Consider the following 17,655-nt stretch of genomic DNA (forward strand, 5'->3'; position numbering starts at 1 on the left):
CGAGCGCGATCCCGCGCGCGGCGCTCATCGCTCCCTCACCAGCACGGCCCGCGGGTACGCGCAGCGGAAGCCCGCCTTCTCGAGCGTCCGCTGCGAGGCCGTCCCGGGCTCGGTCGCGGAGGCGGCGAGATCGCACCCCAGCGCGGCCGCCCACGCGAGCCGCGCGCGCACGAGCGCGAGCTGGAGGCCGCCCCCGCGCCGCTCGGGCACGACGCCGGCGCCCGACAGCGTCGCCACGCCGCGGTGCGCGGAGGCGAGCGCGACCCCCGCGAGCGTGCCGCGCTCGAACGCGCCGAACGCGACGTTGCCCGGGGCCCGGGGCATCGTCAGGAGCCCCTCGATCATGGAGGCGTACTGCGGCATCCGCCCGAAGTACGCCACGGCGAAGGTCTCGGCCCAGGCGCGCTCCTCCTCCCGCCGGATCGGCCGGACCTCCACGGTGGGCGCCTCCGGGAGCGGCGTGGGCGCGCGGAACCAGATCTGGTGGAACCGCTCGATGCGATAGCCGCGCCGCGCCAGCTCCGCGCGGAGCGACGCATCGGCCGGCGCGGCGATCTCGATCCGGATCGCGCCACCGCCGCTCCCGAGGTGCGCCTCGATGCGGTCGACCTCCGCGGCGGTCACCGTGCCCGCGAGGCCCACGCCGAGCGCCGCCGAGAACGGCGAGCCCTGCCCCTTGGAGACGGCGAGCCCGCCCCCGAGCTCGAGCGCTCCGCTCGGCCCCGGCTCGCCGGTCCGCGCGAGCTGCTCCGCCTCGGCGCGTTCGATGCGCCGGGCGAGCTCGCGCAGGTCGGGGAAGGGCATGGCTTCGAGTCTCCGCGCGGATCCCGAGCGTGTCCAGCGCGTTCGCGGCCGCTCGCCCGCTCGACCTCCGCGGTCACGGAGCGTCTCCCCGGCTGCGGCAGATCGCACGCTGCGCTCGCCCGTACCCACGGTCGGTGCCTGCGGTGAACCCGCGCAGAGTCCTTGGGTCACCGGACACGAAGGCCCCTGATCTGGCAGGCGAAAACCCAAATTAGCTTTCGAGCGGCCCGCGTCGGGTGACCTGTTGTTTTCAAGCCTGTAGTATGTGGGACCTGTCTCCACAGAGACGACAGGGGGTGCAGTGCCATGATGCGCGCGAACGTTCGCGTCCCCGCACCGCGGGGCGCCGCGGCTCATTGCGAGGGCGACGCCATGCTCCGCTGCGACCGTCAAGCGGAGGACATGCTACGCGTGTTCTTCCCGGAGGCCACCGACGGCGCAACCATTCCGAGCGAGCTCCGAGGCCTCACCGACGGGGCGCAGCAAGGGCCGCCGGGGATCCGCCGCACGCTCGTGATGGAGGGCCACGGCGAGCGGCTCCGGATCGAGGTCACCGCGGTCGGGAAGGGCAAGACGCAGCTGCACCTCTGGCGGGAGCCGCTGCCGGAGCCGGTGCAGATCGGGCCCGAGCCCGTGCAAGCCTCTCCGGGCGATGGGCTCACCCAGCGTGAACGCGAGGTCGCCCTGCTCGTCGCCGACGGGCTGCGGTCGCGCGAGGTCGCGGAGCGGCTCGGGATCGCCTCGCAGACCGTGAAGAGCCACCTCAAGACGATCTTCGACAAGCTCGGCGTCCGGAACCGCGTCGAGCTGGCCCGCCGCCTGGTCCAGCACTAGGCGGCGCGGCGCACGCCGTTCGCCGAAGCCCGGCGACGGCGGCGCGCCGCCTCCGTCACCGCCGAGCCCGCCGCTGGCCTCACGGCCGACGCGCAGGCCCGCCGCGCGCCCCCGGCCTTGCGATCGATCGCCCGCGGGGGGTAGCGTCACCCTCCCACATGATCACGCTCCAGGACGTCCAGGCTGCGCTCGGCCGGATCCGGGATCGCATCTACGTCTCGCCCTGCGCCCGCAGCGAGACGCTCTCCCGGCTGACCGGCACGAGCGCCCACCTCAAGCTCGAGAACCTGCAGATGACCGGCGCCTACAAGGAGCGCGGGGCGCTGAACAAGCTCCTCCTGCTCTCGCCGGCGGAGCGCGATCTCGGTCTCATCGCGGCGAGCGCGGGCAACCACGCGCAGGCGGTCGCGTACCACGCCGGCCGGCTGGGCGTGAAGGCGACCATCGTGATGCCGGAGACGACGCCCATCACGAAGGTCGCGAACACCCGCGCGCACGGCGCGCGGATCGTCCTCCACGGCGCGAACTACGACGAGGCGTACGCGGAGGCGCGGAGGCTCGAGCAGGTCGAGGGGCTCACGTTCGTCCACCCGTTCGACGACCCCGCCATCATCGCGGGCCAGGGGACGATCGGCCTCGAGATCCTCGATCAGGATCCGGAGGTCGAGACGATCGTCGTCCCGATCGGCGGCGGCGGGCTCGTGTCCGGCGTGGCGGTGGCGGCGAAGGAGCGCCGTCCGGGCGTGCGCGTCGTCGGCGTCGAGACCGAGGCCCTGCCCTGCATGATCGCGGCGATCGACGCGGGCAAGCCCGTGACGCTCGAGCCGGCGAACACCATCGCCGACGGCATCGCCGTGAAGCGCGCGGGCGAGCTCACCCTCGACCACGTGAAGCGCTACGTGGACGACATCGTCACCGTCTCCGAGGAGGAGATCGCGAGCGCGATCCTGTACCTCCTCGAGCGCGAGAAGACGGTCGCCGAGGGCGCCGGCGCCGTCACGGTCGCCGCGCTGATGCAGCGGAAGCTGCGCGGCGTCGAGGGCCGCAACGTCGTCGCGATCGTCTCGGGCGGCAACATCGACGTGAACCTCGTCGCCCGGGTGATCGAGCGCGGCCTCGTGAAGGACGGCCGGCTCGTCCGCATCAGCGTCGCGCTCCAGGACAAGCCAGGCCAGCTCGCGAAGGTGTCCTCGATCGTCGCCCACCACCGCGCGAACGTGATCGAGGTCCACCACACGCGCGCGTTCGCCTACCGGTTCGGCGACACCACCCTCCAGCTCACGCTCGAGACGCGCGGGCCCGAGCACGTCGAGGAGCTCCTCACCGCGCTGCGCGAGCGGGGCTACCAGGTGCAGCGCATGGGGCTGTAGATGGCGAGGCGGCGGGATCGCAGGGGGGGCGAGGCGCGGGCGGACGCGATCGTGGCGGACGCGCACCGGCGGCAGCGGGCGCGCACGCTCCTCATCGGCGCGATCGTGGCCGCGATCGTGGGGTTCGGCGCTGGCCTCCTCGTGCGGATGTGGACCGATCGCTCGCCCGAGGCGCGCGCCAGGGACGCCGTGGGCGAGCTGCAGGAGCACGCGCGCGAGCACGCGCGCTGAAACGGCACGTCACGTCGTCCCCGCCCGCGCCTCGCTCCGGGGGAGCCCTCGCCCGCGCTGCGGGGGCGACCCGCGGAGGACGAAATTGGGCAGCCTCGTGTGCGTTGAACGGATCCGTCCGGTCGGTCATGATCCCGGCCTGGTAGCCGTGCCCCGGAGGTGGGAGCCGGCAGGGAGGTCCGCGCGCATGAGGGACGACCGCGCTGGGGCGCTCATCGAGGACGGAGAGCTCCAGGCCGGCGCGGAGGCGGTCGTCCGCGACTACGGCCCCCAGATCCTGGGGTACCTCACCTCGATCCTGCGCAACGACGCGGACGCGGCCGAGGTCTTCTCCCAGTTCACCGAGGATCTCTGGCGCGGGCTCCCCGGGTTCCGCGGCGAGTGCCCGGTGCGCGTCTGGGCGTACCGGCTCGCCTGGCACGCCGCGGCGCGCCACCTGCGCGATCCGTACCGGCAGCGCGGCAGGCGCCTGGAGACCACGGAGCTGTCGCGCATCGCGGAGGAGGTGCGCTCGAGCGTCCTCCTCGGGCAGCGCGAGGCGCGGCAGCGCGGCATCGACCTCCTTCGCGCGCGCCTCTCGCCCGACGAGCAGACGCTGCTCGTGCTCCGGCTCGATCGCGGCCTGTCCTGGCGGGAGGTCGCGACCGTCCTCGCGGAGGAGGGTGAGGGCGTGGACGAGCCGGCGCTCCGCAAGCGGTTCGAGCGCCTCAAGGAGCGGCTCGCCCGGATGGCACGCGAGGAGGGGCTCCTCGAGTAGGAGCGCGGGAGCGCATGGACGACGGGATCCACCCGCGGCGCCCCACCTCCCCGGAGCTGGCGGGGGACGGCGAGGCTCTGTCCTCCCTGCTCATGGAGCTCGCGAGCGCGCCTGCGCGCGATCCCGGCGACCTCGCCCGTCCGATCGTGGCGGGCCAGCGGATCGGGAGGTTCGAGCTCCTCCGCGAGGTGGGGCGCGGCGGCTTCGGCGTGGTCTTCGAGGCGCGAGACACGGAGCTCGGGCGACTCGTCGCGTTCAAGGCCATGCGCCCGTCGCTCGCGCAGCCGGCGCTGCTCGAGAAGCCGCTCCGCGAGGAGGCCGAGGCGGCCGCCCGGCTCAACCACCCGAACGTCGTCACGCTGCACGATTACGGGATCCACGAGGGCACGCCGTACCTCATCCTCGAGCTCCTCCGCGGAGAGACCCTCCAGCAGCGGATCCGCCGCGGCGCGCTGGCGCCGCTCGAGGCGGTGCGGTTCGCGCGCGACGTCGCGCGCGGGCTCGTGCACGCCCACGCGAACGGCGTCGTCCACCGGGACCTCACGCCGGGCAACGTCTTCCTCACCGACGAGGGCGGCCTGAAGATCCTCGACTTCGGCCTCGCCCGCCTCCTCGATCGCGCGAGCCTCGCGGGCGGCACGCCGGCCTACATGGCGCCGGAGCAGCTCCGGGGAGAGCCCGGCGACGCGCGTGCCGACGTGTTCAGCGCCGCGGTGATGCTCTTCCAGATGCTCGCCGGACGGCTCCCGTTCCCGCAGGTCGAGGGCCGGAGCGCGGCCCTCGATCCCGGCCCGCCGCCGCCGCTCCCCCTGCACGACGCGCCGCCCGAGCTCCCCGCGCTGCTCGCGAGCGCCCTCTCGAAGGATCCCGCCGGGCGCCCCCAGAGCGCGAGCGCCCTCCTCGCCGCGCTGCAGCGCGTGGAGGAGGCGTACACCGAGCGGGCCGCCGCCGCCTCCCGGGCGCTGCGTCACCGCCGGCTGCGCCGCGTCGCGGCGGTGCTCGGCACGATCACGATCGCGGCGGCGTCGGGCGCGGCGGCGCTCGCGCTCCGGGCGCGCGGCGAGGCCGAGCGCGCCCTGCGCGCCTCCCGCATCGCGAGCGCGGCGGAGGGCGCCTCCGACCCGCTCGCCGCGGCGCTCCTCATGACCGAGCTCGGCGAGGATCCGCCCGCCCGCGCGCTCGAGATCGCGCAGCGGATCCTGTCGGAGCCGATCCCCGTCGCCGTGCTCGACCACCCGCCGGGCGGCCTCGGGCTCGCGGTGAGCCCCGACGGCAGAAAGGTCGCCGTGGGGGTCGGCTCGGCGGAGGCGACCGGCGGCGGCGCCCCGGCGGCGGGCGTGGCCTTCTGGAACGCGGACGGCACCGGGGGCGCGCGGGTGCTCACCGCCCCGGGCCTGCACACGACCGCGCTCGCCTTCACGCCCGACGGGTCGCGCGTCGTCGTGGGGACGCACGACGGCGAGCTGAGGGTGTTCCGCGCGGACGGGAGCGGGAGGCCGCTCGTGCTGGCCGCCGGCTCGAGCCCGCACGCGGCGCTGGCGGTCGCGCTCGACGGCCGATCCGCCGCGGTCGGCGCGCTCGACGGGCGCGCGTGGATCGTCCCGCTCGACGGCGCGCGGCCGGCGCGCCCGCTCGTCCACGACGGGGCGGTGCTGACCCTCGCCTACGCACCGGACGGCGCGCGGCTCGCCACCGGCGGCGGAGACGGGCACCTGCGCGTGTTCGACACGCGCTCGGGCGCGCTGCTCGCGCGCGTGACCCTGCCCGGCGGTGCGATCTTCGCGCTCGCCTGGGCCCCCGACGGCGGCGCGATCGCCACGGCCTCCGAGGACGGGGTGGCGCGCCTCTTCTCCGACGGCGGCACGCCCCGCGCGGCGTTCGGCGCGGCGGGCGCGCCGCTCTCCTCCGTCGCGTTCAGCCCCGACTCGCGGCGGATCGTGATCGCCTCGCAGGACGGGTCCGCGCGGATCCACCCGGTCTCCGCGCCCGCCCAGCAGGTGCGCCTGCGCGGCCACCGCGGCGCGGTCATCGACGCGCGCTTCAGCCCCGACGGCGCGCACGTCCTCACCGTCGGCGCGGACGGCACCGCGCGGGTGTGGGCGGCCGACGGCGAGGGCACGCCGCTCGTGCTCCGCGGCCACACGGCCTTCGAGGCGGCGTTCTCTCCCGACGGATCGCGCATCTTCACGCGCGGGAAGGATCGGACGATCCGCGTCTGGAAGGCCGAGGACCCGCGGGAGCGCGGCGTCCTCCGCGGGCACGGCGAGCTCGTGGACACCGTCGAGTGGACGCGCGACGGCACGCGCATCGTCACCGCCGGGCACGACGGCACGGCGCGGATCTGGCCCATCCACGGGGACGGCGCGCCCCTCGTCATCTCCGACCCGGGTCGGGTGCTGCACTCGGCGGACCTGGATCGCGACGAGCGGCGGCTCGTGACGGCGTCGGAGGACGGGACGGTACGGCTCTGGGACGCCCGCGACGGGCGACTGCTCCGCGAGCTGCGCGGCCACACGAGCTCGGTCCTCTCGGCGGCGTTCAGCCCCGACGGCACCCGCATCGCGAGCGCCTCGCTCGACGGGACCGTGCGCATCTGGCCCGCCGACGGAGACGGCGAGCCGCTCGTGCTGTACGGCCACGAGAAGGGCATCACCTCGGTGTGCTGGACGCCGGACGGCAAGTTCGTGGTCTCGGCCTCGCAGCTCGACGCCACCGTCCGCATCTGGCCGGTGGACGGCTCCCCGGCGAGCGTCATCCGCGCGGAGCGGAGCGTCTTCCGCGCGACGGTGACGCCCGACGGGACGCGCCTGCTCGTCGCCGAGGAGAACGGGCCGCTGCACGTGTACCGGCTCGAGCCGCTCGAGGAGCTGCCGCCCATCGCGGCGCTGCCGGAGGGGCTCTTCTCCGCGGCGGCGAGCCCGGACGGCGACCGCATCGCGCTCACCTCGCACGACGGCATCGTGCGCGTCTACCCGGCCTCGGGCACCGGCGAGCCGCTCATCCTGCGCGGCCACGACGGCAGCGTGGGGCACGCGGCGTTCAGCCCGGACGGCACCGAGCTCGCGACGGCCTCGGTCGACGGCACCGCGCGCGTGTGGACCGTCTCGTGGGGACGCGTGCTCGCCCTCCTTCGCGCCTCGACGACGGCGTGCCTGCCGGTGGCGCACCGGGTCCAGATCCTCGGGGAGAGCGCGGCGGAGGCGGAGCGCCGGGCCGCCGCGTGCGAGCAGCGCCACGGGCGGGCGCCCGAGCCCCACCGGCCTCCTGAGGGAGAGCCGGGCGCCGGCCTTCCGCCGCCGACCTCGGCGCGGGGAGGATGACCGTGAACGCCCGCGCCCTCGCCGCCCTCTCCCTCGTGGCCGCGCTCGCCGCCGCGCCCGCGCACGCCGACGCGCCCACGCCACCGCGGCTCCCGCCCCCCGCTCCGGAGCCACCGCCGGCCGGCGCCGAGCGCGTCGAGGTCCGCGTCACGTTCCCGCCCTGGCAGTACACCGGCAAGTTCCGGCTCGAGACGATCTCCGGCGACCTCCTCGACGAGGGGACGGCGCGGGACGACGGCGGGTTCGCGTCGCAGGCGACGGTGGAGCGCGTGCTCGAGGGCGCGCGCGGGACGCTCGTCCTCCGCGTGCAGCGCACCGCGAAGGTGCCGCGCTTCCCGGCGCTGTTCGGGCGCTGGACGGTCGTGGGCGGCACGGGCGCGTACGCGCGCGCGGTCGGCCACGGCACGTTCACGAGCTGTGCGTCAGGTGAAGTCGGTAAGGGGAGTCCCTTCGAGCTACAGACGCTCGTGGGCTACGCGCGCCTCCGGTGATACCCCTGGCCCTGCGGTGGGCCCCCCAGGGACCGCGCCGGCGCGCGTCACGAGACTGCTTCTCGCTGCTCTAGATCATTGGGTGGTGGCAGCGCCCTCTGGAGGAGCGGAAAATGACGCGCGAGAAGCAGGAAGTCCTCTTTGCCGGGTTGCCGCGCAGGCGGCGTCTCGCCGGGTTCGTCACGATCGCTCTCTGGCTCGGTATCGCCGTCGCCTTCGCGACCGACCTGGTGCCCACGAAGTCCAGCGCCGAATGGCTGTACGGGGTCGAGGCGCGACGCGATGCCTACGCCCACGTCCTCGCTGCGCGCGCCGCGCAGCAGACCGACGCGCCGCGCCGCGCGCGGACGCCGCCGGCCACCGCTCAGCGAGACCGAGCGGCGGCTGTCGTCACGCCCGCCACGCTGCAGGTCCACACGCCGCCCGCGCTCTGCCAGGCGCCGTGACGCGGACGGTCAGCCTCGTCGACCGAGGAGCCAGAGCAGCAGCGTGAGGAGGATCGACAGGACGATCGACGTGCCGAGCGGGAGGTAGAGGCGGAAGCCGTCCCGCTCCAGCGAGACGTCGCCCGGCAGCCGTCCGAGGCGAAGCCCGGGGAAGCGCTCGGCGAGGATGAGGAGGACCCCGGCGAGCGCGATGATCGCGCCGGCGAGGACGAGCATCCGGCCGAGGCCCCCGAGGCCACCCGCTGCCATGCACCCATCCTAGCGGAGGCGAGAGCGTGTCGCGAAGGGTGAGCCGACGGGGACCCCGGTTCGGCTCAGCCCTTCGCGGCTAGGGGGATCACCTCTGCGAGCGCGACGAGGAAGGCGTCCACCTGCGCCTCCGTGTGCCCTGCGGTCAGCGTGACGCGCAGCCGGCTCGTGCCGCGCGGCACCGTGGGCGGGCGGATCGCGCGCACGTAGAAGCCGCGCTCGCGGAGCGCCTGGGACGCGGCGACGGCCCGGGCCTCGTCCCCGAGGATCACGGGGAAGATCGGCGCGACCACGCGCGCCACGTCGAAGCCGAGCCGGGCCAGGCCGGCCTTCATGCGCGCGACGAGCGCCCCGAGCCGCTCCCTGCGCTCCGGCTCCGACGCGACGATCCCGAGCGCGGCGAGCGCGGCGGCCGACGCCGCGGGCGCGGGGGCCGTGGTGAACACGAACGTCCGCGCGCGGGTGATCAGCAGATCGACGAGCCGCCGCTCCCCGGCCACGAACGCGCCGGCCGCGCCGAGCGCCTTGCCGAGCGTCCCCATGTGCACGTCGACGCGGTGGGCGATCCCGAGCGCCTCGGCCAGCCCGCCGCCCCGCGGCCCGAGCACGCCCTCCGCGTGCGCCTCGTCCACGTAGAGCATCGCGCCGTGCCGGTCGCAGAGCTCGGCGAGCTCACGGAGCGGCGCGGCGTCGCCGTCCATGGAGAAGATCGCGTCGGTGACGACGAGCTTGCGCCGCGCGCGCGAGCGCGCGAGCAGGTCCGCGAGCTCCTGGACGTCGCAGTGCCGGTAGCGCACGAGCTCCGCGCGTGACAGGAGGCAGCCGTCGACGATGGACGCGTGGTTCAGCACGTCGGAGAAGACCGCGTCGTCGCGTCCGACCAGCGCCGGGGGGACGCCCGCGTTCGCGTGGTAGCCGGAGCCGAACAGGAGCGCGGCCTCCGCCCCGGCGTGCGCCGCGAGCGCCCGCTCGAGCGCGCCGTGCACCGGGAGATCGCCGGCGACGAGGCGCGAGGCGCCGCTCCCCGCCCCCTCGCGCTCGGCCGCGTCCGCGGCGGCGCGCCTGAGGCGCGGGTCGGCCGCGAGCGCGAGGTAGTCGTTCGAGCAGAGGTTCACGAGGCGGCGGCCGCCGAGCTCCACCTCCGGCCCCTGGGGCGAGCCGATCGGCTCGAGCGCGCGGCGGAGCCCCCTCGTCTCGAGCGCCTCGAGCTCGCGATCGATCCAGTCGAGCGAGGCGCGCCCCATCGGCTACGCGCAGCCGCCGCGCGGCGCGCCGACGACGGGCAGCGCCCGCTTCCCGCCCGGCTCGGCGGCGCGGCGGTTCCACTCGGCGTCGGCCGGGACCGTCCCGTCGAACGACCAGGCCCGGCCGGTGTCGGGCGCCCGGAGCGAGAGCCCCTGGGCCTCCACCATCTCCACCGTCTCGCCCGGACCGCGCCCCGCACTCGTGAGGTAGTTGCCGACCATGGTGCCGTTCGCGCCGGCCCGGAAGATGAGGTGCTGGTGGACGCCGAGGTTCACCTCGCGGCCGCCCATCACGAAGATGTGCGCGGCCGGCATCATGAGGCGGAACACCGCGATCGCGGCGAGGCACTCCTCCGCGGTGATCGCGCTCACGTGCTCCATCGGCGTGCCGGGCCGCGGGTTCAGGAAGTTCATCGGCACGCAGTCGACGCCGAGCTCGCGGATGGTCTCGGCGAGCTCGACGCGCTGCTCGGGGGTCTCGCCCATCCCGAGGATGCCGCCCGAGCACAGCTGCAGGCCCTGCCGCTTCGCGGCGCGGATGGTCTCGAGCTGCTCGTCGTAGGTGTGCGTGGTGCAGACGTTCTCGAAGAAGCTGCGCGCCGTCTCGAGGTTGTGATGGTAGTGCATGAGCCCGGCGGCCTTGAGCCGGACGAGCTCCGGCTCGCGCACGAGGCCGAGCGACGCGCACGGCTCCACCGCCGTCTCGGCGCGCAGCTTCCGCACCGCCTCCTCGATCGTCGCGAGCTCGCTCTCCTTCGCGACGCGCGTGCCGGAGGTCACGATCGAGAACTCGCGCGCGCCGGCGCGCTCCGCGGCCTTCGCCTGGGCCACGATCTCCTCGGCCGGGACGAGCGGGTAGACCGGCGCGTCCGCCGCGGGGAAGTGCGCCGACTGCGAGCAGAACCCGCAGTTCTCGGGGCAGCGGCCGCTCTTCGCGTTCGTGATGCCGCAGAGCGCCACCTCGTCGCCGTGGACGGCGCGGCGCACGGCCTCGGCGCGATCGAGCAGCGCCTCGAGCGCAGGGCCGGAGGTGTGGCGGATGAGCGTGCGCGCCTCGTCGGCGCCGATGGGCGTGATGCCGGGCGGGAGCGTGGTCTTGGCGGTCTCGCACATGGGAGCCGCACGATAGAGGCCGCCGATCCGCTCGTCAACCGACCGGTCAGGCAGGGGTTTACGACGCGCCGCGCCGACCTCCCCCCGCGGCCCGGCGGAGCGGAGCCGCCGGCTGCGTCGGCCCCGGAGCAGTGGCTAGCTTCTCGATCGGGAGGGAAACAATGCTCTGGACGATCACGATCCTGCTCGTCGTGCTGTGGGCCATCGGCATGGTCTCCGGCGCGACGCTGGGCTGGTGGATTCACCTGCTGCTCATCCTCGCGGTCATCTCGCTCATCTTCGCTGTGATGCGCCGCGGTTCCGCTGCGGTCTGACGCTGGCGGCGGCGTCGTCCCGTACGGACGGCGCCGCCGCGTCGTTCCTGCCGGTCGCCCGCCGGCCAGGCGAGCCAGCGCCGCGCCATTCGACGGAGCGTGACGCGCCGCGACGAAACCGTCGCGACCGCGCGGTGCTCACGCGCGCGGCTGCGCGAGCGTCTCCGGCTCCCGGTCGGGCAGCCCGGCCTTCCTCAGGATCATCTCCGCCGGGCAGAACCCCGAGAAGGCGCTCTGCACGAGGTTCAGGCCGACGAAGGCCGTGAACCACAGGAAGCGGGCCGAGACGAAGAGCGGGCTCGCCTCGACGCCCAGGGCGAGGGAAAGAAGGACGAAGGTTCCCGCGAGGACGCGGACGGCGCGATCTACGGTCATCTCAGGTGGACTCCCGGGCGACCTCGGGTGGACGCCACGGGGGTCGGAGACGGAGCGACGCCGAAAGGGTTCGCCCCGCCGCCCCGACGCGGTCAGAGCCGCGTGCTAACGGTGCGCATGGCCCGCCCCGCCCCGAAGGCGAAGACCGTCTACGCCTGTGCCGAGTGCGGCCAGACGAGCCCGAAGTGGCTCGGCCAGTGCCCGGCCTGCAAGCAGTGGAACACGATGCAGGAGGAGGTCGCCGCGCCGGAGCCGAGGGGTGCGTCGCCGCGCGGGTGGGGGGTCGCCAGCTCCGCGAGGCCGATCTCGCTCGCGGAGGTCGAGGCGCGGGAGGAGGACCGGCAGCGGACCGGCATCGGAGAGCTCGACCGCGTGCTCGGCGGCGGCGTCGTCCCGGGTGCGCTCGTCCTGCTCGGCGGAGACCCCGGCATCGGCAAGTCCACCCTGCTCCTCGCGGCGCTCGACCGCCTCGCGCGCGCCACCCCGGACCGGCCGGTGCTGTACGTCTCGGGCGAGGAGTCGGCGCGCCAGGTGAAGCTCCGCGCCGATCGGCTGGGGGTCGGTGCCCCGAACCTCCGCGTGCTCGCCGAGACCGACGCCCAGAAGGTGCTGCACGCGGCAGAGGCGCTCGCGCCCGCCGCGGTGGCGGTGGACTCCATCCAGACGCAGTACCTGCCCGAGCTGCAGAGCGCGCCCGGCACGGTGACGCAGATCCGCGAGGTCGCAGCGCGGTTCATGGCGTACGCCAAGACGAGCGAGACGCCGGTCTTCCTCGTGGGGCACGTGACGAAGGACGGCGCCATCGCCGGCCCGCGCGTCCTCGAGCACATGGTCGACACCGTCCTGTACTTCGAGGGCGGGGGCGCGCACCCGTACCGCGTGCTGCGGGCGCACAAGAACCGCTTCGGCTCGGCGAGCGAGATCGGCGTGTTCGAGATGAAGGCCGGCGGGCTCGCCGAGGTCACGAACCCGTCGGCGCTGTTCCTCGCCGAGCGCCCCGAGGACGCGCCGGGCAGCGCCGTGGCCGCGGTGCTGAACGGGACGCGCACCCTGCTCGTCGAGATCCAGGCGCTCGTCGCGCCGACCGGCTTCGGCACCCCCCGCCGCACGGCGCTCGGGATCGACTCGAACCGGGTGGCCCTCCTCGCGGCGGTGCTCGAGAAGAAGGTCGGGATGGAGATCCTGGGCTGCGATCTCTTCGTGAACGTCGCCGGGGGGCTGTCGGTGGACGATCCCGCCGCGGATCTCGCCGCCGTGGCCGCGCTCGCCTCGAGCTTCCGCGATCGCGCGCTGCCGCGGCGGACGCTCGTGCTCGGCGAGGTCGGCCTCGCGGGTGAGGTCCGCGCCGTCTCCCAGCCCGAGATCCGCCTCGCCGAGGCGGCGCGGCTCGGCTTCGAGCGAGCCATCATCCCGGCCGCGAGCGCGCGGCACGCCGAGGTGCCGGCGGGGATCGAGATCGTCGGGGTGGACACCGTCGCGGACGCGCTCGATCGGTTGGGGTGACCGCCGCGCCCAGCGCAGCAGCCCGGGATCGTGCGCCGACTCAGGCCGACTGGACTGCCTTTCGCCACTTCGCGAGATGCCCCTCGCGCTCGACCGGCTTCATCCTCGGGTCGAAGCGCTTGCCGACCTTCCACGCCTTGCGGATCTCCTCGCGATCCTTCCAGAACCCGGTCGCGAGGCCGGCGAGGAACGCGGCGCCGAGGGCGGTGGTGTCGATCATGCGCGGGCGCTCGACGGGCACGTCGAGCAGGTCCGCCTGGAACTGCATGAGCAGGTCGTTCTGCGAGGCGCCGCCGTCCACCTTGAAGACCGGGTAGGCCTTGCCCGCCTCGGCCCGCATCGCCTCGGCGAGATCGTAGATGAGGAACGCGATGCCCTCGAGCGTGGCGCGGGCGAGGTGCGCGGCGGTGACGCCCCGGTCGATGCCGCGGATGACGCCGCGGGCCTCGGGGCGCCAGTGCGGCGCGCCGAGCCCGGCGAGCGCCGGGACGAACACGAGGTCGCCCGTGTCCTTCACCTGCCTCGCGAGCACCTCGACGTCCGGCGTCTTCTTGAACAGGCCGAGCCCATCCCGCAGCCACTGCACGGCGGCCCCCGCGATGAAGGAGGAGCCCTCGAGCGCGTAGGTCACCTCGCCGGCGACGTCCCAGGCGACGGTGGTGAGGAGGCCGCGCGACGACAGGAGGGGGTCCTTCCCGATGTTCTGGAGCAGGAACGCGCCCGTGCCGTAGGTGCACTTCGCCTCGCCGGGCTGGAAGCACGCCTGGCCGAACAGCGCCGCCTGCTGGTCGCCCGCCATGCCCGCGACCGGGATCCCGTCCGGCAGGACCTTCACGTTCCGCGTGACGCCGTACACGTGCGAGGAGGGGACGATCTCGGGCAGGACGTTGCGCGGCACGCCGAACAGGTCCAGGAGCTCGCGGTCCCACGCGCGCGTGCGCAGGTCCATGAGCAGCGTGCGGCTCGCGTTCGACACGTCCGTCACGTGGGTGGCGCCGTTCGTGAGGCGCCAGACGAGGTAGCTGTCGATCGTCCCGAACGCCGCCGCGCCCGAGTCCGCCCGCTCGCGCAGGCCGCGGACGTTGTCGAGGAGCCAGCGCATCTTGGTCGCGGAGAAGTAGGGATCGATGACGAGCCCGGTCTTCTCGCGCACCCGCGGCTCGTGCCCCTCCGCCTTGAGCAAGGCGCACACGTCGGTGGTGCGCCGGTCCTGCCAGACGATGGCGTGGTGCAGCGCGCGCCCCGAGATCCGATCCCAGGCCGCGGTCGTCTCGCGCTGGTTCGTGATCCCGATCGCGGCGATGTCCCGACCGGTGAGGCCCGCCTCGCGCAGCGCGCGCTGGACCGTCGCGATCGTCGAGCCCCAGATGTCGTCGAGATCGTGCTCCACCCAGCCCGGCTTCGGGAAGATCTGCCGGAACTCCTGGTTCACCCGCGCGCGGAGCCCGAGCCGCTTGTCGAGGACGAGGACGGTCGTCCCGGTCGTCCCCTGGTCGATCGCCATCACGTAGGAAGCCATGCTCACCTCGCGCGCGGGCGCCACCCCGGCCCGCGTCGCCTCGTGCCGCCGCTCCGCTCCCGCGCCCGGGCGCCGTCGTCGCCGCGCGTCCTCCGCCCCGGCTCCGGCGTGGCGCGCGCCCCCGGCACGGGGAGGCTCGTCAGGAAGCGCGCGGTCACGTCGGCGCAGAGATCGCGCTCCACGTCGATCCCGACGAGGTGCCAGCTGTCCTCGAGGACCACGAGCTCGGCCGGCCCGCTCCCGATGCGCCGCGCGATCCGCCGGGCCCCGCCGACGGTGACGGTGTGATCGCGCGCCCCGGCGACGACCAGCGCGGGCGCGGCGATGCCCGGAAGCTGGCGGTCCACGTGCGCGGCGAGCGCGGCGAGCTCCGCGACCGCGCCGAGCGGCACGCCGCCGAGGGTCGGGGCGCGGTTGCGCTCGCGCATCTCGGGATCGCGGACGTCCGAGCCCGCCTCCTTTGGGACGACGATCCGCGAGATCGGCCCGAGCCGCGCCAGCAAGGCGCCGAGGCGGCCGTGGAGCTGGAGCTCGAGCGCGGGGGCGAGGAGGACGAGGCCGTCGACGCGCTCCGGGTGATCGTGGGCGAGCGCGCAGGCGACGAGCGCGCCCATCGAGCAGCCGACCACGAACGTGCGCCGCGCGCCCTCGAGCCGGCCGAGCTCGCGGCGCGCCTTCGCGACCCACTCCGACCACGGCACGCCGAGCAGGTCCCGGGGGTCGCCGCCGTGCCCCGCCATGACCGGCGCGAGGCAGCGCATGCCGGTGTCGGCGAGGCGGCGCGCCACGACGTGCATCTCGAAGGTGGAGCCAGTGAGCCCGTGCAGGAGCAGGACGGCGTCCGGGCCGCCGCGCAGCTCGAACTCCCTCCCGTGCTCGATGCCCGTGCGTGCCAACCGAACGATCGCTTACCCCTGGACGGGCTACGTTTCAATGCTCCCGGTGCGACGGCCCCGTCCAGGCAGCGCTCCCGGCGCCGGCATGCTAACACCGCGGCATGTCCGACAAGCCCGGCGTCCCGCCGCACGCGATCCAGCTCCAGCTCGAGATCGACCCCGTCACGGCGAACGGAGTGTTCGTCAACATGGCGATGGTGAACCACACCGAGACCGAGTTCACCCTCGACCTCATCTACATCCAGCCGCAGGCGCCGAAGGCGACCGTCCGCTCGCGGATCATCACGACGCCCAAGCACATGAAGCGGCTCATGCTCGCGATCCAGGACAACGTCGCGAAGTACGAGGCGCGCTTCGGCGAGCTGGACCTCGGCGACACGCCTCACTTCCCCCACGGAGGCGCGGTGGCGTGAAGGCGGTGTGACCCCGGGCGAGCCACGTCGTCCTGAACCCCCTGCCCGCGCTCGGTGATCGTGCGTCGCCCCCTTGCTCGCCGCGTCCCATGACCGCGCCGCCGGACGCGGTGACGCCCCGGCGCTCGCCTCGCTCGGCGGTCCTCCACGGAGCCAGTTCCATGAAGATCTCCTCCCCGCTCCTCGGCACCACGTTCGAGCTGCCGGAGCGCCCCGGGCGCATCGTCTCCCTGGTCTCGTCCGCCACCGAGACGCTCTTCGCGCTCGGCGCGGGCGACGCGGTGGTGGGCGTCACGCCCTACTGCGCGCGCTACGTGCCCGGCCTCGGCGCGCCCGTGGTCGCCGACTACGTCTCCGGCGACCCCGAGGCGATCCGCGCCGTCCGCCCCGAGCTCGTCGTGGCGACCGACGGCGTGCAGCTCCCGCTGGCGCGCCGGCTCGCGGCGGCGGGGCTCCCGGTGGCGCTCCTGCCCGTGCCGCAGAGCCGGTTCGGCATCCTCGAGAACACCGTCGCGCTCGGGGCGCTCACCGGGCGGCTCGCCGCGGCGCGCTCTCTCTGCGACCGGCTCGAGCGCGCGTGCGCCGAGCTCGTCGCCTCCGCTCCCTCCCCGCGGCCACGCGCGTACGCGGAGCTGTGGTTCGGCCGCCACCTGCGGCGTCCCGGGGGGCGCGCGTTCGTGCACGACCTGCTCTGGCTCGCGGGGCTCGAGCCCGTGCACGGCGATCGGCCGGACGCGTATGCCCCGCCGGAGCTCGACGAGGTGCCGGGCCTCGCGCCGGACTGGGTGATCGTGTTCTCGGAGCCCGAGCACCCGATCGACGCGGAGGCGCTCGTGCGCGAGCGCGGCTGGGATCGGGCGGTCGCGCCACGCGTGCTCGCGTCCACCACCGAGCGCGGGCGGAACCTCATCCACGACGGCCCGTCGTTCGTCGAGACGGCGGCGTGGCTGCGCGACGCGACCGCCGCGTGAGCGCGCGGCCGCCGCGCGGCCGCCGCGGCCGGGCCTGAACCCCCGTTCCGTGGACGGTCCAAAGGATCCCGCGGGGTTGGGACCGGCACAGGCGCTGCTCTCCTGCCGCGCGCGCGCACGACCGCGCGCTCGAACGGAACGGAGAGAGAGATGAGCGACACGAACGACAAGGGCGGCGCCCGCAAGCTCGCGGTCTACGCCATCCCCGACAGCGCGAACGGCGAGCGGACCTGGTGGCCGAAGATCGGCGTCGCGTTCACGAACAGGGACGGCAGCATCGCGATCCTGCTCGACGCCTTGCCCCTCGGGACGAACAAGCTCCAGGTGCGCGAGCTGCGCGAGGACGGGCGGCCCGCGGGGAACGGAGCGCCGCGCCGCGTGGGGCTCGAGACCGTCGAGGTGCGGCCGTGAGGCGGGCCCTCCTCGCCGCGGTCGCCGCCGCGGTGCTGCTCCTCGCGGGCCCCGCGCTCGCCGCGAAGAGAGCGCTCGGCCCGGGCGAGCGGATCGACCTCAACCGCGCGAGCGTCGCCGAGCTCATGCGCCTGCCGGGCGTCGGAGAGAAGCGCGCCCAGGCGATCGTCGCTCAGCGGGCCCGCCAGCCGTTCCGCCGGCCGGAGGACGTGCTCGTCGTGAAGGGGATCGGCCCCGCGTGGCTCGCGAAGGTGAAGGCGAACGTCGCCGTGGGCTCCGCTCCGTCCGGCACCGCTGCGGTGACCGCACGGAAGTGAAGGCACCCGGATTCGCTCGGGGACCCGGCCGGCGCATGCACTCTCCGGCCGGGTGCCCCGGCGACGCCCCGCGGGGT

At 74.9% G+C, this 17,655-nt stretch carries 20 protein-coding genes; 13 read left to right on the forward strand and 7 right to left on the reverse strand.

Annotated elements, in window-relative coordinates:
• Window positions 1-24 precede the first annotated feature (24 nt).
• Window positions 25-804 carry a GNAT family N-acetyltransferase gene (locus tag MNZ29_RS03475; protein ID WP_242352854.1) on the reverse strand — a complete coding sequence of 260 codons (780 nt, stop codon included), beginning with the start codon at window positions 802-804 and terminating at the stop codon, window positions 25-27.
• A gap of 402 nt (window positions 805-1,206) precedes the next feature.
• Here MNZ29_RS03475 and MNZ29_RS03480 point away from each other — a divergent pair, with 402 nt between their 5' ends.
• The 7 genes from MNZ29_RS03480 to MNZ29_RS03510 all read left to right on the forward strand — a co-directional run bounded on the left by MNZ29_RS03480 (window position 1,207) and on the right by MNZ29_RS03510 (window position 8,253).
• Window positions 1,207-1,638 carry a helix-turn-helix transcriptional regulator gene (locus MNZ29_RS03480; protein WP_242352990.1) on the forward strand — a complete coding sequence of 144 codons (432 nt, stop codon included), beginning with the start codon at window positions 1,207-1,209 and terminating at the stop codon, window positions 1,636-1,638.
• A 158-nt stretch (window positions 1,639-1,796) separates the two neighbouring features.
• On the forward strand, window positions 1,797-3,008 hold the full coding sequence (locus MNZ29_RS03485; RefSeq protein ID WP_242341452.1) for a threonine ammonia-lyase: 1,212 nt from the start codon (window positions 1,797-1,799) through the stop codon (window positions 3,006-3,008).
• Entirely contained in the window at window positions 3,009-3,239 is a 231-nt protein-coding gene (locus tag MNZ29_RS03490; protein ID WP_242341453.1) for a hypothetical protein, read from the forward strand.
• A gap of 187 nt (window positions 3,240-3,426) precedes the next feature.
• The gene (locus MNZ29_RS03495; protein ID WP_242341454.1) at window positions 3,427-3,996 is read left to right on the forward strand and encodes an RNA polymerase sigma factor; all 570 of its coding nucleotides are present in this window, start codon (window positions 3,427-3,429) and stop codon (window positions 3,994-3,996) included.
• Between the two features lie 14 nt (window positions 3,997-4,010).
• Window positions 4,011-7,316, forward strand: a complete 3,306-nt coding sequence (locus MNZ29_RS03500) for a protein kinase (RefSeq protein WP_242352856.1) — start codon at window positions 4,011-4,013, stop codon at window positions 7,314-7,316.
• 2 nt (window positions 7,317-7,318) lie between these two features.
• A complete protein-coding gene (locus tag MNZ29_RS03505) occupies window positions 7,319-7,807 on the forward strand; it encodes a hypothetical protein (protein ID WP_374110781.1) in 489 nt (162 codons plus the stop codon).
• A 113-nt stretch (window positions 7,808-7,920) separates the two neighbouring features.
• The gene (locus MNZ29_RS03510; protein ID WP_242337773.1) at window positions 7,921-8,253 is read left to right on the forward strand and encodes a hypothetical protein; all 333 of its coding nucleotides are present in this window, start codon (window positions 7,921-7,923) and stop codon (window positions 8,251-8,253) included.
• A gap of 9 nt (window positions 8,254-8,262) precedes the next feature.
• Here the strand turns inward: MNZ29_RS03510 and MNZ29_RS03515 are convergent, their stop codons facing one another.
• The 3 genes from MNZ29_RS03515 to bioB all read right to left on the reverse strand — a co-directional run bounded on the left by MNZ29_RS03515 (window position 8,263) and on the right by bioB (window position 10,859).
• Window positions 8,263-8,502: a DUF2905 domain-containing protein gene (locus tag MNZ29_RS03515; RefSeq protein ID WP_242352860.1), complete on the reverse strand. Its 240-nt coding sequence runs from the start codon at window positions 8,500-8,502 to the stop codon at window positions 8,263-8,265.
• Window positions 8,503-8,567: 65 nt separating this feature from the next.
• Window positions 8,568-9,746 carry an 8-amino-7-oxononanoate synthase gene (gene bioF / locus MNZ29_RS03520; protein WP_242352863.1) on the reverse strand — a complete coding sequence of 393 codons (1,179 nt, stop codon included), beginning with the start codon at window positions 9,744-9,746 and terminating at the stop codon, window positions 8,568-8,570.
• A gap of 3 nt (window positions 9,747-9,749) precedes the next feature.
• Window positions 9,750-10,859: a biotin synthase BioB gene (gene bioB / locus MNZ29_RS03525; protein ID WP_242352865.1), complete on the reverse strand. Its 1,110-nt coding sequence runs from the start codon at window positions 10,857-10,859 to the stop codon at window positions 9,750-9,752.
• Between the two features lie 161 nt (window positions 10,860-11,020).
• Here bioB and MNZ29_RS03530 point away from each other — a divergent pair, with 161 nt between their 5' ends.
• Window positions 11,021-11,173 carry a lmo0937 family membrane protein gene (locus MNZ29_RS03530; protein WP_242337781.1) on the forward strand — a complete coding sequence of 51 codons (153 nt, stop codon included), beginning with the start codon at window positions 11,021-11,023 and terminating at the stop codon, window positions 11,171-11,173.
• A gap of 138 nt (window positions 11,174-11,311) precedes the next feature.
• Here the strand turns inward: MNZ29_RS03530 and MNZ29_RS03535 are convergent, their stop codons facing one another.
• The gene (locus tag MNZ29_RS03535) at window positions 11,312-11,548 is read right to left on the reverse strand and encodes a DUF2892 domain-containing protein (protein ID WP_242337783.1); all 237 of its coding nucleotides are present in this window, start codon (window positions 11,546-11,548) and stop codon (window positions 11,312-11,314) included.
• A 117-nt stretch (window positions 11,549-11,665) separates the two neighbouring features.
• Between MNZ29_RS03535 and radA the strand changes: the two genes are divergently transcribed.
• Complete coding sequence (radA, locus tag MNZ29_RS03540) at window positions 11,666-13,051, forward strand: DNA repair protein RadA (RefSeq protein ID WP_242337785.1); 1,386 nt, start codon at window positions 11,666-11,668, stop codon at window positions 13,049-13,051.
• Between the two features lie 40 nt (window positions 13,052-13,091).
• On the opposite strand, the gene glpK is transcribed toward radA, so the two are convergent.
• Window positions 13,092-14,570: a glycerol kinase GlpK gene (gene glpK, locus MNZ29_RS03545; RefSeq protein WP_242352867.1), complete on the reverse strand. Its 1,479-nt coding sequence runs from the start codon at window positions 14,568-14,570 to the stop codon at window positions 13,092-13,094.
• A 2-nt stretch (window positions 14,571-14,572) separates the two neighbouring features.
• The gene (locus MNZ29_RS03550; RefSeq protein ID WP_242352869.1) at window positions 14,573-15,466 is read right to left on the reverse strand and encodes a carboxylesterase; all 894 of its coding nucleotides are present in this window, start codon (window positions 15,464-15,466) and stop codon (window positions 14,573-14,575) included.
• A 101-nt stretch (window positions 15,467-15,567) separates the two neighbouring features.
• Between MNZ29_RS03550 and MNZ29_RS03555 the strand changes: the two genes are divergently transcribed.
• The 4 genes from MNZ29_RS03555 (at window position 15,568) to MNZ29_RS03570 (ending at window position 17,578) form a co-directional block, all read left to right on the forward strand.
• Complete coding sequence (locus MNZ29_RS03555) at window positions 15,568-15,879, forward strand: DUF3467 domain-containing protein (RefSeq protein WP_242337791.1); 312 nt, start codon at window positions 15,568-15,570, stop codon at window positions 15,877-15,879.
• A 161-nt stretch (window positions 15,880-16,040) separates the two neighbouring features.
• A complete protein-coding gene (locus tag MNZ29_RS03560; protein WP_242352871.1) occupies window positions 16,041-16,850 on the forward strand; it encodes an ABC transporter substrate-binding protein in 810 nt (269 codons plus the stop codon).
• A gap of 150 nt (window positions 16,851-17,000) precedes the next feature.
• The gene (locus MNZ29_RS03565; protein WP_242352873.1) at window positions 17,001-17,261 is read left to right on the forward strand and encodes a hypothetical protein; all 261 of its coding nucleotides are present in this window, start codon (window positions 17,001-17,003) and stop codon (window positions 17,259-17,261) included.
• Window positions 17,258-17,578: a helix-hairpin-helix domain-containing protein gene (locus MNZ29_RS03570; protein ID WP_242337797.1), complete on the forward strand. Its 321-nt coding sequence runs from the start codon at window positions 17,258-17,260 to the stop codon at window positions 17,576-17,578. Before MNZ29_RS03565 ends, MNZ29_RS03570 begins: the two co-directional genes overlap by 4 nt.
• The last annotated feature ends 77 nt before the right edge of the window (window positions 17,579-17,655 follow it).

Origin of the sequence: Anaeromyxobacter sp. SG64 (genome assembly GCF_022690745.1) — a bacterium.
Lineage (GTDB): Bacteria > Myxococcota > Myxococcia > Myxococcales > Anaeromyxobacteraceae > Anaeromyxobacter > Anaeromyxobacter soli.

What these genes read in the sequence shown, in the direction of transcription:
- MNZ29_RS03475 (WP_242352854.1), bottom strand. Translation starts at nt 804, where the DNA reads ATGCCCTTCCCCGACCTGCGCGAGCTCGCCCGGCGCATCGAACGCGCC.
- MNZ29_RS03480 (WP_242352990.1), top strand. Translation starts at nt 1,207, where the DNA reads ATGCTACGCGTGTTCTTCCCGGAGGCCACCGACGGCGCAACCATTCCG.
- MNZ29_RS03485 (WP_242341452.1), top strand. Translation starts at nt 1,797, where the DNA reads ATGATCACGCTCCAGGACGTCCAGGCTGCGCTCGGCCGGATCCGGGAT.
- MNZ29_RS03490 (WP_242341453.1), top strand. Translation starts at nt 3,009, where the DNA reads ATGGCGAGGCGGCGGGATCGCAGGGGGGGCGAGGCGCGGGCGGACGCG.
- MNZ29_RS03495 (WP_242341454.1), top strand. Translation starts at nt 3,427, where the DNA reads ATGAGGGACGACCGCGCTGGGGCGCTCATCGAGGACGGAGAGCTCCAG.
- MNZ29_RS03500 (WP_242352856.1), top strand. Translation starts at nt 4,011, where the DNA reads ATGGACGACGGGATCCACCCGCGGCGCCCCACCTCCCCGGAGCTGGCG.
- MNZ29_RS03510 (WP_242337773.1), top strand. Translation starts at nt 7,921, where the DNA reads ATGACGCGCGAGAAGCAGGAAGTCCTCTTTGCCGGGTTGCCGCGCAGG.
- MNZ29_RS03515 (WP_242352860.1), bottom strand. Translation starts at nt 8,502, where the DNA reads ATGGCAGCGGGTGGCCTCGGGGGCCTCGGCCGGATGCTCGTCCTCGCC.
- bioF (WP_242352863.1), bottom strand. Translation starts at nt 9,746, where the DNA reads ATGGGGCGCGCCTCGCTCGACTGGATCGATCGCGAGCTCGAGGCGCTC.
- bioB (WP_242352865.1), bottom strand. Translation starts at nt 10,859, where the DNA reads ATGTGCGAGACCGCCAAGACCACGCTCCCGCCCGGCATCACGCCCATC.
- MNZ29_RS03530 (WP_242337781.1), top strand. Translation starts at nt 11,021, where the DNA reads ATGCTCTGGACGATCACGATCCTGCTCGTCGTGCTGTGGGCCATCGGC.
- MNZ29_RS03535 (WP_242337783.1), bottom strand. Translation starts at nt 11,548, where the DNA reads ATGACCGTAGATCGCGCCGTCCGCGTCCTCGCGGGAACCTTCGTCCTT.
- radA (WP_242337785.1), top strand. Translation starts at nt 11,666, where the DNA reads ATGGCCCGCCCCGCCCCGAAGGCGAAGACCGTCTACGCCTGTGCCGAG.
- glpK (WP_242352867.1), bottom strand. Translation starts at nt 14,570, where the DNA reads ATGGCTTCCTACGTGATGGCGATCGACCAGGGGACGACCGGGACGACC.
- MNZ29_RS03555 (WP_242337791.1), top strand. Translation starts at nt 15,568, where the DNA reads ATGTCCGACAAGCCCGGCGTCCCGCCGCACGCGATCCAGCTCCAGCTC.
- MNZ29_RS03560 (WP_242352871.1), top strand. Translation starts at nt 16,041, where the DNA reads ATGAAGATCTCCTCCCCGCTCCTCGGCACCACGTTCGAGCTGCCGGAG.
- MNZ29_RS03565 (WP_242352873.1), top strand. Translation starts at nt 17,001, where the DNA reads ATGAGCGACACGAACGACAAGGGCGGCGCCCGCAAGCTCGCGGTCTAC.